A 15,681-nucleotide genomic window follows, 5' to 3' on the forward strand; every position below is an offset into this window, starting at 1 on the left:
AAAAGTGGAAAATTTATATTGAAAGCAAAGTATAGGCAAAATTATCACAAGTGGCGTAGTTCGCTAATATCAGCTAGCTCAATATTAGGTAAAACCGTCAGTGGTTGTCCAACATCATAGCAAGAAATCCATGCTGTTTGGCAACCCGCATTGATCGCACCTTGAATATCAGAGCGACCACAATCACCGACATGTAATAATTGTGCTGGTTTAATTAATAGTTTTTCACAAGCCTCATCAAACATATCAGCGTAAGGTTTTTGTCGAAGTTGTTTATTTTTATTTAAAGACGTCGTTGATAAATCCCCCGCATGAAAACGATATTGAAAGTAATGCGAAATACCTATTTTATCCATATCAACGTTGCCATTACTGATCGCCACCAAAGGATACTTTTTCTGTAAACCTGTTAATAATTGATGAACGCCACTAGGAACAACAAAATCACTGCGTTGTAGCACAAAATAATCTAATGCTTTTTGTGCTGCCTGTTTAGCGGCATCTTCAGTCAACCCTAGCGCTTTCATACCCAGTATATAAGTAACAAAGCGCATATCACCGACATGATGAACTAATTGAGGATTCTCTTTGAGTGCTTGTTGACGAAAAGGAGACCAAAAAAGATAATCAAACACAGTGTTTTGTGCACAATATATATTTGCTTTCGCTGACAAAAAAAATGTCGAAAAATAAGCAACCATTTTTGCATCGGTTGCCATCATGACTGGATAATTACTATACAAGGTATCATCAAGGTCAAAACTGATGGCTTGAAAAGGCGCTAAGCGACGATAAAATTTCATCTACTGTGTTATTTATACAGTTGTTGAAAAAGAAGTTTTGCCACAAGTTTTCTAAATTGGCTGAGTAATAATGTGTCCATACGCGGATCAAAATGGTCTGCATCAGCACTGCTTATCGCTATAAATCCAAGACTATCATTGAGGTGATTTAACTTAATTAAGACAACAGAACCTTCTTGGTGTTGTGAAAAAATAAGTTCTTGCTCACTTTTTTGTAAGCGGCCAAAATAATAGTCATCTTTGGATAAGCGGTTATGCATCACCCCAGCACAATCATTTTTAGCAATACTGGCATGGTCAACAACCGTATTTTCTTTTAACCATACTTTTAAACCTGATAACGATAATAATTCTGTTGTTGCTTGATACAAACAATCCAGTAATTCGTTTGCCGAACTGCAATCTAATAAACGTAAATACAAATCACTGTATAAGGCAAAAAGCTGTTCATTTTGATTAGCAATCGCCATTAATTGGGTAATTTCTTCTTCTAGACTATGAATTTTTTGACGCTGCTGGCTTTGCTGTCTTTGCACTAATGAAACTGTACCGCGGTTAATGTCAGATAAGCGTAAGCTGTTGATCAGCTCAGGATTACGATTAAAGAATTCAGGGTTGTCGTGTAAGTAATCAACAATGAGATCATCTGTTAAGCTTACTTCATCTAACTGTATTGGGTTTGAGTCGTTCAAATTAATTCTCTACTTCTTGGGTTGTTGTCACGTAAGCTAATTTTATGCTAATTACAAATTTAATTGTCCATCAAAAACATGTACCGCAGGACCCGTCATTTTCACCGAATTCCCAGGGCCTTTCCAATAGACTTTTAACTTGCCACCCGGTAATTCTACCGTAACATCTCGACCTAATTTATTTTGTGTTTGGCCAATAACTACCGCTGCACAAGCACCACTACCACAGGCTAACGTTTCAGCCGTGCCTCGCTCATAAACGCGTAGTTTAATATAATCAGGGGAAACAATTTCCATAAAGCCAACATTAACTTGTTGAGGGAATCGTTCATGGTTTGATAACGCTTTACCCAATGTAGTCACAGGTGCCTCAACAACAGAATCAACCGTCAATACACAATGCGGGTTACCTAAAGAAACAACGCCACATAAAACTGTTTCTTCGTCGCTACGCAAAATATAAGTTCCTTCTACTTTTTGAGCAGTAAAAGGAATTTGGCTGGGTTCAAATTTAGGGGTTGGCATGTTTACTGAAACATTACCGTCGCGCTCAACAAATAGGGTCATTTTACCTGATTGTGTTGATACCTTAATTTTATTTTTATTCGTTAATCCTTTTAAACGCACAAATTTAGCAAAACAACGTGCACCATTACCACACTGGCCAACTTCACTACCATCCGCATTAAAAATACGATAATGAAAATCTAAATCGGGGTCGTATGGCGGCTCAACCACTAAGACTTGGTCAAAGCCAACACCAAAATTTCGGTCGGCTAAATGCTTTATTTGTTCATTCGACAAATAAACATTTTGTGTAACATTGTCTAGTACTAAAAAGTCATTACCTAAACCATGCATTTTTGAAAAATTAACTAACATTTACTACCCATATTAAATTTTTATACTTATTGTGGCAACAAAGACTCGCCTTGCCACAATTGCTCTGTTGTTTCACGAGCACGGATCAAATGATTTTCTTCGCCATCGACCATAATCTCTGCCGCTTTTGGTCGACTATTATAGTTTGAGCTCATCGAAAAACCATAAGCACCTGATGAACGAATCGCTAATAAATCGCCTGCCACAATACTTAATTCACGAGCTTTACCAAGAAAATCACCGGTTTCACAAATAGGACCAACAATATCGTATGTTTGTTTTTCAACAATGTTGTTTTGCTCAACCTCAATAATAGCTTGCCAGGCCTGATAAAGTGATGGACGAATTAAATCATTCATCGCAGCATCAACAATAGCAAAATGTCGGTCCTGATTAGTTTTTAGCAATTCAACTTCAGTGACCAATATGCCTGCATTAGCCATAATGGCACGACCGGGTTCATAAATCAGCGTAATATCACGATCGGCTAATTTCTCTGCAATCGCTTTCGCATATTCGTTTGGGTGTGGTGGCGTTTCGTCGTTATAACAAACCCCTAAACCTCCACCTACATCAATATGCGATAAAATAATATTTTTTTCTACAAGGCGATCAACAAGCGCTAAAACACGGTCAAGCGCATCTAAAAAAGGTTGTACTTCAGTTAACTGCGAACCAATGTGGCAATCAATTCCCTTTACAGCAATATTTGATAATCCGCTAGCGTGTTGATACAACTCAAAAGCGTCATCAATACTAATACCAAATTTATTTTCTTTTAGGCCTGTCGATATATAGGGATGGGTACCTGCATCAACATCAGGGTTAACTCTTAAAGAAATGGGAGCAATGAGCTTCATTCGCTCTGCTACCTGCTGAATACGCGAGAGCTCTGCGGCTGACTCAACATTGAAGCAGTAAATGCCCTTTTCTAAAGCAAAAGCAATCTCATTTGATTTTTTACCAACACCTGAAAATACAACTTTACCGGCATCGCCCCCCGCTTGTAGCACTCGAGCAAGTTCACCTTGGGATACAATATCAAAACCGCTGCCTAAACGTGCCATTACATTCAACACAGCAATATTGCTATTGGCTTTCACTGCATAGCAAACTATGTGGGGTTTATCACCAGCGGCTTGGTCAAAGGCATGCCAATGACGTTCAATCGTCGCACGCGAATATATATATAACGGCGTACCATGTTGTTTAGCAAGCTTAGTTACGGCACAATCTTCAGCATAAAGTGAAGTGTTTTTGTAATTGAAAAAATCCACGGTTAGTTTTCCTGCAATAATCCTGCTGATGAATTTTGTTTCTGCTCAGTTTTAGCGTTGTTAGTTTTTTCTTGCACAGATTTTTGCGTTAGTGGACCTTTAATTCCACATCCACTTAAAAGCACTGATATAATAAAAAACGCTAAAATAATTGAATTTTGTTTACGCATACTTGATTTATTCGATTTTTTTCTCATGATAGACGTTTTATAATCTCATGACCAACAAATAGCTAGCAAAGATGAATAAATTTCATTGCGCTAGAAAAGGAAGCATTAATGAACGACAGCCAATACAATTTACTTGCCGATGAAATTATTCTTCTAATAGAGGAGGCCGTTGAAGATTGTGGTACCGACATTGATTATGAAGGGGTTGGCGGCATGCTAACGCTTACCTTTAAAAATAACAGTAAAGTCATCATTAACAAACAAGCACCCTTGCATGAAATATGGGTGGCAACTAAATTTAATGGCCATCATTTTCAGTTTGAGAATAGCCAATGGACAGATAAACGTGGTGGTGGCGAGCTTTGGCAATTTTTATCAAAAGCCATTAGCATTCAGGCTGATACCGAAATAACCATTAGCGCAGGATAATTTGAATGAGCACTACAACTGTACGCATTGCCACACGTAAGAGCGCACTCGCTTTATGGCAAGCAGAATATGTAAAAACACAATTAGAGCATTTTCATCCCGGTATTACTGTTGAACTTGTTCCTATGACCACCAAAGGTGATATTATTTTAGATACCCCTTTAGCTAAAGTAGGTGGCAAAGGACTGTTTGTTAAGGAACTTGAAGTTGCCATATTAGAAGGTCGCGCCGACATCGCGGTGCACTCGATGAAAGATGTACCCGTAGAATTCCCAGAAGGCTTAGGGTTAGAAGTTATTTGTCCGCGTGAAGATCCCCGTGATGCATTTGTATCGAACACTATAAAAAGCTTAGCTGAACTGCCACAAGGTGCTGTTGTGGGTACCTCAAGTTTACGTCGTCAATGTCAAATTAAAGCCCTGCGCCCAGATTTAGACATTCGCGATTTGCGCGGTAACGTAAATACCCGTTTGAAAAAACTGGATAGCGGTGAGTATGACGCAATTATTCTTGCGGCTGCTGGCTTAATACGTTTAGAGATGCCTGAGCGAATTCAAGAGTTCATTGCACCCGAAGTCATGCTTCCTGCCAATGGACAAGGCGCTGTTGGCATTGAGTGTAGAACGAACGATTCAACACTTAAAGCTTTGCTCGCACCATTAGGTTGTGAAACCACCCGTATTCGGGTGTTAGCCGAACGCGCAATGAACCGCGCTTTAGAAGGTGGTTGTCAGGTGCCAATTGGTAGTTACGCGATTATTAAGGAAAATGGCGAAATATATTTACGTGGCTTAGTTGGCGCAACCGACGGTAGTGAAATATTAACCAGTGAAATTAGTGGCTCAATTGATAATGCAGAAAAAATAGGCAATACACTAGCTGATCAATTACTTGAAAAAGGCGCTGATAAAATATTGCGTCAGGTATATGCTGAACAGAAGTAATATACAGGTTTTGATTACACGCCCTGAAAAATCAGGGCGTGCTTTAGCACAACAGCTAAAAAGTATCGGCATAAAAAGTTGGTGCCAACCATTTTTTGATTATCAAACGCTTGCTAGCAAAACGACTATTCAAAAACTCATTGAACAATATCCACATGCCACGCTTATTTTCGTGAGCGTAGCTGCAGTAGAGTTTGCGCATCGCACTTTTGACTTATCTTATTGGCAACAAAAAACTATTATTGCGGTAGGTAATGCGACAAAGGCAGCCTTAAAACGCTTTGGTGTTAACGCTATATCTCCTGATTATCATACCAGTGAGGGTTTGTTAACGCTTGATGAACTCGATAAAAAAAACATCAATGGTCAAAATGTTATTATTATTCGTGGTGACGGTGGACGAGAACATCTCGCCCAGGAACTGAGTATGCGCGGAGCAAACGTTCATTATTTAGAAAGTTATAAAAAAATTTGGCTTGCGTTAACACAAGACCCCGTTGAACAATGGAAAAACCAGCAGATTAATTGTATTGTGATTACCAGTAACGCTTTACTAGAAAGCATAATACACTTAATAAACAATTCAGACAGTGACTGGAAGAACAGCTGTTTATGGATTGTAGCGAGTGTACGTATTGCAGAACGAGCAAAGCAATTAGGCTTACTCAACATTGTTAATGCAAATGGTGCTAATGACCAAGCTATTCTTAGCGCTATCAATTTACATGGAAAAAATAATGACTGATAAAAAACAAGATGAGTCAAAAACGTCAGAAGAAAAAAAGTCTGAGCAAGGTTTTTCAACCTCTATTTCACTCCCCCCTACACCTGAAAAATCTCCGAGTGATGAGAAGCAACAATCTGTAACGAATAAAAATAAAGCGCCAGCCAACGAGAAAAAATCAACAATGAAATCGCCTGAAAAAGTGTCTACTCCTTTACCAAAGAAAAATTCTACTACAAATATACAAAAATTATCTAAGACCGCTGTGCTTTCCTTAATCATAGCATTAGCGGCAAGTGCTGGTGTCGGTGGTTTATATTATTGGGGTATGCAAAAACAAGCGGGTATCAAAGAAAATGTGTTGAAACAAACCCAGCAAATCTTGGCCAATAGCGAGCAAAAAACACAGCAAAACTTAGCCGGTATTGAACAGAAATTTAAGCAATTACTCGATCAACAACAAGCAGAATTCTCCAATCGCTTCACCAAGGATATCGCAAAAATAAGTGCCGACAGCCAAGTTAAAATGACTCAACTTGAAAAGACTGTTGAACGGTTATCACAAAATCAGCCGAGTGATTGGTTGTTACACGAAGCAGAATACCTTATTCGTATTGCCACGCGCACTATCTGGCTTCAGCATGATACAAGCGCAGCGATTGGTTTGTTGCAAGATGCGGATATGCGTTTAAAAGAACTCGACGACCCTTCTTTATTACCTATTCGTCAATTGATTCGTGAAGACATTGCACAATTAAAATTAATGCCGACTATAGATAACGAAGATACCGTTTTGACCTTAATGGCGATGAATAAGCAGCTTAAAAACTTACCGGTTAAATCTGAACGCATACCAAAAGATTTTGTAACACGAGTCGAATTGAATTTGTCAGAAGATATCGTGGACTGGAAAGTAAATTTAGATAAAACATGGCAATATTTTGCAGATAGTTTTTTCAAGATAAGCGATAGAAGTGGGACAAAGGAAGCCATTTTGTCACCGCAATTCCAACAAAATTTGCGTGAAAACCTGAGCCTAAAGTTACAATTAGTACAATGGTCAGCCAGTGAAGGCAAACAAAAAATATATAATCAAACCTTAAACGATGTAAAGCTCTGGTTGGAGCAATATTTTGACATGGATGAGATAGAAAATATAAATTTCTCTAAAGGTATTGAACAGCTAAAAAGTGAAATCGTAACTTTCGACTTCCCATCAACTCTTTCATCTCTCAAGGCACTTCGACAAGTGATGGCTGATAAACCTTTAAAGCCTATTATTGATAAATTGAACCAAGAAAATAATATTTTAGAACCTGAAGATAGAACACCTGAAGTCAAACTTGATCCTAAGCTAAAAGATCAGCGTAAAAGTTCAAGTGAGGCCGTATAATGAAACGAATAATATTATGGATCTTCTTAATGTTAACTTTTTTTGTTGTTATGGCTTTAAGCCCGGCAATAAGCGAAAAAGGTTACATTTTAATTTCTATGGGCGATAAAATTATAGAATTAACGATTGTTAGTGCTTGTATTATGTTAACGCTCTTATTTATTTCTCTCATCTTTCTACTCAAAATATTTGGTACTATTTCTCGTTTTAGTTTTAACACCTGGAACAAAATTGCTTTTGCTAATCGTCGCCGTGCCTTAAAAGATTTCAATCGCGGTATTGCTGCTTTTATTCTTGATGATCACCAGCAAGCTGAACATTTGTTAGCTAAAGCTGCTGAACCATCGATGTTTACTCGTACTGCTTATTTAATGGCGGCCGCGGCGTCATCAAAACAATCATTACGCTCGAACACTACTCATTATTTAAGCTTATTAGCACAAGAAGATCACACGGTTAAAACCTCAGGCTTAGAATCAATATTAGTGACGATTAAATTGTTGATGCTACAAGAAGATTTTACACAAGCACGCACCATTATTGATGAGCACCATAAACACATTGGGCATGACGCACGTTTATTAAGTTTAGAAATTGAATTAAGTTTGCATGAACAACGTTTTAATTATGTTATTGAGCAGTTGGTTTCAGCCCGAAAACAAAAAACCATTACTGATGAAAAAATAGCACAATGGGAAGTTATTGCCTTTTATGGTGCTTTTAGTGACACAATACGCCAAGAAAGCAACGACTCGCTTGCACAAATGTGGCAAAAGCTCGCACGTAAATTAAAACAACGTGAGTCAATACTATTGGCTTATTGCCAAGTATTAGCTGAGCATAAAATAACTGAACCACTCAACAAAATATTATTACCGGTTATTAAAAAGGGCGTAGATGATGCGTTTTTACAAAAAATTCGTCAGTTACCTATTTCTGCTACTGATGAGTTAATGAGTGCCGTACAAAAACACTTACACCATGATCCCCATAGTGGAAAATGGTTGAGCTGCTTAGCCAATTTAGCGGCTAAAGCTCAGCAACTTCCCATGGCAGAAAAAGCCTTTAATAGCTTAGTGAATCTGGAAGATAAGCAATACGACAGCATTGATTTACTGACTTTTTCTCACGTATTAGAACTACAGGGTGAATATAAAAAAGCCAACCAAGTATTGAACAAGATAGTCGCTCAAGCAGACAACCTCAACAATAATGCCCTAGCTATAAATAATGGAAATCAAGAAAAATGAATTTAACAATCGACTTTAAAAAACCTGAGATTGCAGGTGCTTTTGATTGGCAGCTTTGCCAAGAAATTAATGTAAAAAATGACAATGGCGACATTATCGCTAAAGCTGAAATTGAACTGATAACAATCAATAAGCACCGTGACGCTTTAGGCACTTATACGTTATTAGCGAATGAAGATACTGATTGGGAAATTCCATTAAACCTTTATTTTAAAGGCCAAAACCTTACACAAGATTTATGTGACCAACTCAGCATTATTTATGACACTAAAAAAGCTAAAACACATATATTACTTGAAGCGATCAGTGTTCTTCCCCAATACCGAAAACAAGCAGTAGGCCAATACTTACTTAAAGAGATTGTTAAGCACCATGAGAAAGCGCAATCTATTACGGTATTAAGCATGCCAATGCACCAATTTCTTGATGCGGATGAATGTGAAGATGAAATCATTAAAAATTATTATCAAGCTGTTGATTTACCAAATATAAAAGTATCATCAGATGAACTAGTCAACTTTTTTACGCATAGCGGTTTTATTGAATTTGATGTCGACGAAAGCCTACTAGAAGAGCCGTTGCCCTATAAAATATTTGTCGCTAGTCCAAAGAGTATATTAAACACTCTTAATTAAAGGTTTTTTATATTAATCATTCTATATTAAAGCATAAGAGAGGTACGTTATATTTCATATACACGGTGAATGGAAAATTGAAGTTCATGAAAACATTGTTGTCCAGTGGTTTTCTAGTTGCTGGAATGAAGAAGCTGCAATTGCATATGTTAAAGAATTTCAAGCTAAGACGACCCCTTTAAAAGGACATAACTGGGCTATTATTTCTTTATTTGAAGACTGGGAACTAGGTGTTCCTGAAATAGATAAACATATTGAAGCACATTGTAAATGGTTTAAGGCTAATGGTTGTATCAAAGATTGTCATATTTATACCCCAAGTGCCGCCAAAGAAATGCAACTGGAAAGGCTAATACCTCACACCGACGCATTTTATGAACGGCAAGTGTTTACTCATACTGAAGACGCAGTCAGTTGGTTGGCGAGTCACGGTTTTTTTATTGACCCTTTAGATGTAAAAAAAATAGCGAAGAAATAATCGTTATTTCTTCGCTATTGTTCGTCTCAGGTTTACCCTTTAGCTGAACTGCCAGTAAATTTTAAAAGCCTTATTTAATCAATGCTAACGTACTAAGCATTGATTAAATAAGGTTCTCTACCTTGATGTTTGCTGCTACGTTTGAATGACCCTTTACCTTTTTTAGCCTGCACCACCTGCAGTTTATAAACTTTAGAGGTAACAATAGCAGCAAAGAAGTTATCTTTAATCTGACCTCGCCCTATATCTGTCGCCATATTTTTCAATACTTGACCTTCGGTATTTTTACTCATTAATTTTACTCTTAAATAATAAAAGCCATCATAGTGATAGCTTTTTTGGGCTTATTTACGTGAACATGTTATTTTACATTAAATGTAGGCGAAAGCATCAGCAAACATATGTTCAACTAAAGCGCCTTTCGCTAAAAAGTCAGTGCGAACCGCTCCCACCATGTCAAAACGACCTGCTAGGTAAATATCATAATCGCCTAAATTATGAATATCCTGCATCACAACGTGGTGAACCATACCAACTTGCCCTTGCCAATTGTCATCTGGATTCTCTACAACCGGATGAAAAGCACCATTTTCTAAACTTGAAATGATTTTAGCTGTTTTTTCAAGCTCATAACAAGCACTTTGATCACGTAAGCCCCAATATACCACAACTTTTCGTGATGACTTTTGCGCAGCTAAAAGTTCATACATTGATTTTATATAAGAGAACCCTGTGCCTCCGGCCAATAATAATAGCGGACGTTCACTTTCGCTGCGAAGTTGTGCATTACCTAGAGGCATTTCAATGGTTACTGTATTGTTTGCTTTGATATGCTCAATAACTTGCATTGGATAACTGTCAGCGCCAGAAGCACCGATTTGTAATTCAATTAATACGGCATCAGGCGCACTAGCAATAGAGAACGGACGTTTATCATCGTCACTCAACACAAAATTCAAATATTGTCCTGCTTGAAAATCGACTTGCTCACTTGGCTTTAATAGCGCCTTATAAACAAACTCTGTCAGTGATGTTAATGACTCTACCTGACACGTAATTTTATTCATTTATTTAAACCTTTCATTTTTTAGTTCTTGAAACTTGTTCAAGATAGCCATTATTAATTTTTTTCATCGGAGGTTGGAAAAATATTGAGTTCATCCCAAATATTATCAACGTCAGTTTTAATTTTTTCAGTCATCACAATAGGCTCACCCCATTCCCGATTTGTTTCACCAGGCCATTTGTTTGTTGCATCCAGTCCCATTTTTGAGCCTAAGCCAGAAACTGGAGATGCAAAATCTAGGTAGTCGATTGGCGTGTTTTCAATTAATACCGTATCACGACTTGGATCCATTCGTGTAGTCATTGCCCAAATTACATCTTTCCAATCACGCGCATTAATATCATCATCACAAACAATAACAAACTTAGTATACATAAATTGACGTAAGAATGACCAAACGCCCATCATTACCCGTTTTGCATGACCCGCATATTGCTTTTTAATCGTGACAATGGCTAAGCGATATGAGCAACCCTCTGGTGGTAAATAAAAATCTTGAATTTCAGGAAATTGTTTTTGCAAAATAGGAACAAAAACTTCGTTCAATGCCACGCCTAGAATTGCAGGTTCATCAGGCGGACGTCCCGTGTAAGTACTGTGATAAATAGGATCTTTGCGATGTGTAATATGCGTTACCGTCATTACTGGGAAGTTATCAACTTCGTTATAATAGCCAGTGTGATCCCCATATGGTCCTTCTGGAGCCACTTCTGTGGGGTCTAAATAGCCCTCTAAAATAATCTCAGCCGTCGCTGGTACTTCTAAATCGTTGCTAATACATTTGGCTACTTCGGTTTTTGCACCACGTAATAAACCCGCAAAAGCATACTCTGACAAGGTATCAGGCACAGGCGTTACCGCGCCTAATATAGTGGCGGGATCAGCCCCTAAAGCAACAGATATAGGATATTTTTCACCGGGGTTTGTTTGTTTAAATTCTTGAAAATCTAATGCGCCACCACGATGTGATAACCAACGCATAATGATTTTATTTTTACTGATTAATTGCTGACGATAAATACCTAAATTTTGACGTTCTTTATGAGGACCACGTGTAACCGTTAAACCCCAAGTAATTAATGGTGCCACATCTCCTGGCCAACATTTTTGAATAGGTAATTTTGTTAAATCTACGTCATCACCCGAAATGACCTCTTGTTGGCACAACGGTTTTTTAATCATTTTTACCGGCATGTTAAGTACTTGCTTATAGACCGGAATTTTACTAATTGCATCACGAAAACCTTTAGGGGGCTCAGGCTCTTTTAACATCGCAAGTAGTTTACCCACGTCACGCAGCGCATGCACATCTGGCTGCCCCATGGCAAGTGCGACACGATCAGGTGTACCGAACAAATTAGTTAAAACAGGCATACCATGTGGTACACCGTTTTTATCAACAGGATTTTCAAATAATAATGCTGGACCTTCAGCGCGTAGAGTACGATCGCTAATTTCGGTCATGGTTAAATCAGTAGAAATAGGTTGAGAAATACGTTTGAGCTGGCCTACTTTTTCTAGCTGTTTTATAAAGTCTCTTAAGTCACTATATTTCATAAACTTTAATCACTTACCCGCTTAATAATTTGGCTTGATTTTCTAATAAAAAACGCCAGAAGTTATTGCTAACGCTGGCGTTTATGTACAAGATGTACGATATATCGCCATCACACGTATGTGAGTGAGCGACCAATAAACTATTTACGTTTCATAGAATCAAAAAATTCGTTATTGGTTTTAGTCATTGCTAATTTATCGATAAGAAACTCAATAGCACCAACTTCATCCATTTCATGAACAATTTTACGTAAAATCCACATTTTCTGTAATTCTGCAGGCTTAGTGATCAATTCTTCGCGACGCGTACCACTGCGGTTAATGTTGATAGCAGGGAAAACACGTTTTTCAGACACTTTACGAGAAAGGTGTAATTCCATGTTACCGGTACCTTTAAATTCTTCGTAAATAACTTCGTCCATCTTAGAACCTGTTTCTACTAGCGCGGTTGCGATAATCGTTAAGCTGCCACCGTGTTCAATATTACGTGCTGCACCAAAAAAACGTTTTGGACGATGTAAAGCATTAGCATCAACACCACCCGTTAGGATCTTACCTGATGATGGAATAACAGTATTATAAGCTCGAGCTAAACGTGTAATTGAATCAAGTAAAATAACAACATCTTTTTTATGTTCTACTAAACGTTTCGCCTTCTCAATAACCATTTCAGCTACTTGTACATGACGATTAGCGGGTTCGTCAAAGGTTGATGCAATAACTTCACCTTTTACCAAGCGCTGCATCTCTGTTACTTCTTCAGGACGCTCATCAATAAGTAATACCATTAACTCGGCATCAGGATGGTTATGAGCAATACTTTGCGCAATATTTTGTAATAATAACGTTTTACCTGCCTTTGGTGGAGCAACAATTAAACCACGTTGCCCTTTACCAATGGGAGAAGCTAAATCTAAAACACGTGCGGTAATATCTTCAGTTGAACCATTACCACGTTCCATGATCAAACGCTCATCAGGATGAATAGGGGTTAAATTTTCAAATAATATTTTATTGCGAACATTTTCAGGCTTGTCAAAATTAACTTCAGCAACTTTTAATAAGGCAAAGTAACGCTCACCTTTTTTAGGTGGGCGGATTTTTCCATGAATAGTATCACCGGTACGCATACTAAAACGGCGAATTTGACTCGGTGAAACATAGATATCATCAGGCCCTGCCAAATACGAAGAATCTGAAGAACGTAAAAAACCAAAGCCGTCTTGTAAAATTTCTAAAACACCGCCACCGAAAATGTCATTATCACCTTCTGCATGGGCATTTAATATAGCAAAAATAATGTCTTGTTTACGGTTTCGGCCTAAATTATCAAGCTTCATGGATGTGGCAAGCTCAACAAGTTCGCTTATTGGTTTTTCTTTAAGTTCGATCAGGTTCATAGTGGGGTTCTTTAACTATTTATGTTGAAGTGAGTTTGCCTGTTGGCATCATTGAAATTGGAGTTTGGTTTGAAATGTAGTTCATTAGAAAGCTAAATTTAGCACTAAATTTTAATCAGGTAAAGGATCAAAATTTGATCTGTTAGCTTTCTTCTTAATTATTAACGTAAATATACAAAAAAGGTTCGTAAATACGAACCTTTTATCTAAATTATAAATTGTTATCAATAAACTCTTTTAATTGAGTTTTAGATAATGCGCCAACTTTAGTATCAGCAACAACACCATCTTTAAATAATAACAACGTAGGAATACCACGAATACCGTATTTAGGTGGTGTTGCAGAGTTTTGGTCAATATTTAATTTACCAACCGTTACTTGACCAGCATATTCTTCTGCTATGTCATTCAATAAAGGTGCAATCATTTTACAAGGACCACACCACTCAGCCCAAAAGTCTACTAATATAAGGCCTGAGGCGGTAATTACGTCAGTATCGAAACTGTCATCTGTTAACTGAACAATTTTATCGCTCATGTGTATCTCCGTTAAAGTGTGGCATTTTGCCAATTGCTGACGATTATAACGCCATCATAATGAATTACCAACTTTGATCTTATAACTGTTAGCTATTTATAACATTAATTTATTATTTATGAATACATTTGCTCGATACCGTTTTTTATTAACTATATAACCTGTTAAGCTGTGCGCATGAATAAAACACACTTAACTGAAACTAAGTTCTCAGAACTTAACCTCGACACAAAAGTTGTCGCCGGTCTTGACGCCATGGGCTTTGAGTATTGCACTTCGATACAAGAGCAATCGTTGCCCATTTTATTGAAAGGTACTGATATTGCAGGCCAAGCACAAACAGGCGAAGGTAAAACAATCGCCTTTTTAGCTGCAACCTTTCATCACTTATTACAAAAACCAGATCCTAAGCATAATCAACCCCGTGCTTTGATCATGGCACCAACGCGTGAATTAGCTGTACAAATTCATCGTGATGCGAAAGAGATGGCAAAAAGCACCGGATTACGTTTAGGCGTAGTTTATGGTGGTGAAGGCTATGAAAGCCAACGTTTAGAGCTTGAAGCTGGCGTTGACATTCTAATTGGTACCTGTGGTCGTTTACTTGATTACATGAAGCAAGGCATTTATAACCTTAATAACATTGAAGTTGTTGTGCTTGATGAAGCCGATCGTATGTTTGATTTAGGTTTTATTAAAGACATACGATATATGTTTAATCGCATGCCTGCTGCAACAGCACGTTTAAGTATGTTGTTCTCAGCGACTTTATCTTTTCGTGTTAAAGAACTCGCATTTGAACACATGAATGAGCCAGAAAGTGTTGAAATTGCACCAGAACAAAAAACAAACACCCGTATTTCTGAAGAATTATTTTATCCTTCCAATGAAGATAAAATGGCATTATTGCAAACATTAATTGAAGAAGAATGGCCTGAAAAAGCAATCATCTTTGCCAATACCAAACATGTTTGTGAAAAGGTCTATTCACATTTAGAAATAGACAAAATCCGTGTTGGTTTATTAACTGGCGATGTGCCACAAAAGAAACGTTTAAAAATTCTTGAGCAATTCAGTGCTGGAGAATTAGACATTCTTGTTGCCACTGATGTTGCTGCTCGTGGCTTACATATTCCTAGTGTTAGTCATGTCTTTAATTATGATTTACCTGATGATTGTGAAGATTATGTACACCGTATAGGCCGAACTGGCCGCGCAGGCGCAACTGGACACGCTATTAGTTTTGCGTGTGAAGGTTATGTTTTTAACTTGCCTCCTATCGAAACTTATATTGAACATGCCTTACCAGTAAGTAAATATAATCCAGATGCTTTATTAACTGACTTTCCTACCCCTAAGCCTCGTCCTCGTCGCCATAAGCCTCAAAATGGTGGGCAAAATCGTGGCAGATCCGGTGGTAACAACCAGCGTCGGTACTAGCAT

General features: G+C 37.8%; 17 protein-coding genes. 7 read left to right on the plus strand and 10 right to left on the minus strand.

The window, feature by feature from the left end; translation table 11 throughout:
- Positions 1-44: 44 nt before the first annotated feature.
- From H4J52_RS08245 to H4J52_RS08265, 5 genes are read right to left on the minus strand one after another with little or no spacing between them, the layout of a single operon-like run.
- A complete protein-coding gene (locus H4J52_RS08245; RefSeq protein WP_182178632.1) occupies positions 45-803 on the minus strand; it encodes an HAD-IA family hydrolase in 759 nt (252 codons plus the stop codon).
- 8 nt (positions 804-811) lie between these two features.
- Positions 812-1,495 carry a DUF484 family protein gene (locus H4J52_RS08250; protein ID WP_182178634.1) on the minus strand — a complete coding sequence of 228 codons (684 nt, stop codon included), beginning with the start codon at positions 1,493-1,495 and terminating at the stop codon, positions 812-814.
- Positions 1,496-1,546: 51 nt separating this feature from the next.
- On the minus strand, positions 1,547-2,377 hold the full coding sequence (gene dapF, locus H4J52_RS08255) for a diaminopimelate epimerase (protein WP_182178636.1): 831 nt from the start codon (positions 2,375-2,377) through the stop codon (positions 1,547-1,549).
- A 26-nt stretch (positions 2,378-2,403) separates the two neighbouring features.
- Positions 2,404-3,654 carry a diaminopimelate decarboxylase gene (lysA, locus tag H4J52_RS08260; protein WP_182178638.1) on the minus strand — a complete coding sequence of 417 codons (1,251 nt, stop codon included), beginning with the start codon at positions 3,652-3,654 and terminating at the stop codon, positions 2,404-2,406.
- 2 nt (positions 3,655-3,656) lie between these two features.
- Positions 3,657-3,851 (minus strand): LPS translocon maturation chaperone LptM, encoded by a 195-nt coding sequence (locus H4J52_RS08265; protein ID WP_182178639.1) that lies wholly within the window; start codon positions 3,849-3,851, stop codon positions 3,657-3,659.
- An 81-nt stretch (positions 3,852-3,932) separates the two neighbouring features.
- Between H4J52_RS08265 and cyaY the strand changes: the two genes are divergently transcribed.
- The 6 genes from cyaY to H4J52_RS08295 are packed head-to-tail and all read left to right on the plus strand — an operon-like array spanning position 3,933 to position 9,199.
- Positions 3,933-4,253, plus strand: coding sequence for an iron donor protein CyaY (gene cyaY / locus H4J52_RS08270; protein ID WP_182224504.1), 321 nt, complete (start codon positions 3,933-3,935; stop codon positions 4,251-4,253).
- Positions 4,254-4,258: 5 nt separating this feature from the next.
- Positions 4,259-5,197, plus strand: coding sequence for a hydroxymethylbilane synthase (gene hemC, locus H4J52_RS08275; RefSeq protein WP_182223253.1), 939 nt, complete (start codon positions 4,259-4,261; stop codon positions 5,195-5,197).
- Between the two features lie 10 nt (positions 5,198-5,207).
- Positions 5,208-5,942: a uroporphyrinogen-III synthase gene (locus tag H4J52_RS08280; protein ID WP_182178645.1), complete on the plus strand. Its 735-nt coding sequence runs from the start codon at positions 5,208-5,210 to the stop codon at positions 5,940-5,942.
- On the plus strand, positions 5,935-7,314 hold the full coding sequence (locus H4J52_RS08285) for a uroporphyrinogen-III C-methyltransferase (RefSeq protein ID WP_182178647.1): 1,380 nt from the start codon (positions 5,935-5,937) through the stop codon (positions 7,312-7,314). Before H4J52_RS08280 ends, H4J52_RS08285 begins: the two co-directional genes overlap by 8 nt.
- A complete protein-coding gene (locus H4J52_RS08290; RefSeq protein ID WP_182178649.1) occupies positions 7,314-8,564 on the plus strand; it encodes a heme biosynthesis HemY N-terminal domain-containing protein in 1,251 nt (416 codons plus the stop codon). Before H4J52_RS08285 ends, H4J52_RS08290 begins: the two co-directional genes overlap by 1 nt.
- A complete protein-coding gene (locus tag H4J52_RS08295; RefSeq protein WP_182178651.1) occupies positions 8,561-9,199 on the plus strand; it encodes a hypothetical protein in 639 nt (212 codons plus the stop codon). The genes H4J52_RS08290 and H4J52_RS08295 overlap by 4 nt, the downstream gene beginning before the upstream one ends.
- Before the next feature lie 570 nt (positions 9,200-9,769).
- On the opposite strand, the gene arfA is transcribed toward H4J52_RS08295, so the two are convergent.
- The 5 genes from arfA to trxA all read right to left on the minus strand — a co-directional run bounded on the left by arfA (position 9,770) and on the right by trxA (position 14,238).
- The gene (arfA, locus tag H4J52_RS08300; protein ID WP_182178653.1) at positions 9,770-9,970 is read right to left on the minus strand and encodes an alternative ribosome rescue factor ArfA; all 201 of its coding nucleotides are present in this window, start codon (positions 9,968-9,970) and stop codon (positions 9,770-9,772) included.
- Between the two features lie 78 nt (positions 9,971-10,048).
- The gene (gene fre / locus H4J52_RS08305) at positions 10,049-10,744 is read right to left on the minus strand and encodes an NAD(P)H-flavin reductase (RefSeq protein ID WP_182224505.1); all 696 of its coding nucleotides are present in this window, start codon (positions 10,742-10,744) and stop codon (positions 10,049-10,051) included.
- 53 nt (positions 10,745-10,797) lie between these two features.
- On the minus strand, positions 10,798-12,300 hold the full coding sequence (gene ubiD, locus H4J52_RS08310; RefSeq protein WP_182224506.1) for a 4-hydroxy-3-polyprenylbenzoate decarboxylase: 1,503 nt from the start codon (positions 12,298-12,300) through the stop codon (positions 10,798-10,800).
- A 140-nt stretch (positions 12,301-12,440) separates the two neighbouring features.
- Positions 12,441-13,700, minus strand: a complete 1,260-nt coding sequence (rho, locus tag H4J52_RS08315; RefSeq protein WP_182178659.1) for a transcription termination factor Rho — start codon at positions 13,698-13,700, stop codon at positions 12,441-12,443.
- A 211-nt stretch (positions 13,701-13,911) separates the two neighbouring features.
- Positions 13,912-14,238, minus strand: coding sequence for a thioredoxin TrxA (trxA, locus tag H4J52_RS08320; protein ID WP_182178661.1), 327 nt, complete (start codon positions 14,236-14,238; stop codon positions 13,912-13,914).
- Between the two features lie 177 nt (positions 14,239-14,415).
- On the opposite strand from trxA, the gene rhlB reads away from it, so the two are divergent.
- A complete protein-coding gene (gene rhlB, locus H4J52_RS08325; protein ID WP_182178663.1) occupies positions 14,416-15,678 on the plus strand; it encodes an ATP-dependent RNA helicase RhlB in 1,263 nt (420 codons plus the stop codon).
- Positions 15,679-15,681: the final 3 nt, after the last annotated feature.

The sequence above is a fragment of the Colwellia sp. MB02u-14 genome, from assembly GCF_014076915.1.
Taxonomy (GTDB): Bacteria; Pseudomonadota; Gammaproteobacteria; order Enterobacterales; family Alteromonadaceae; genus Colwellia_A.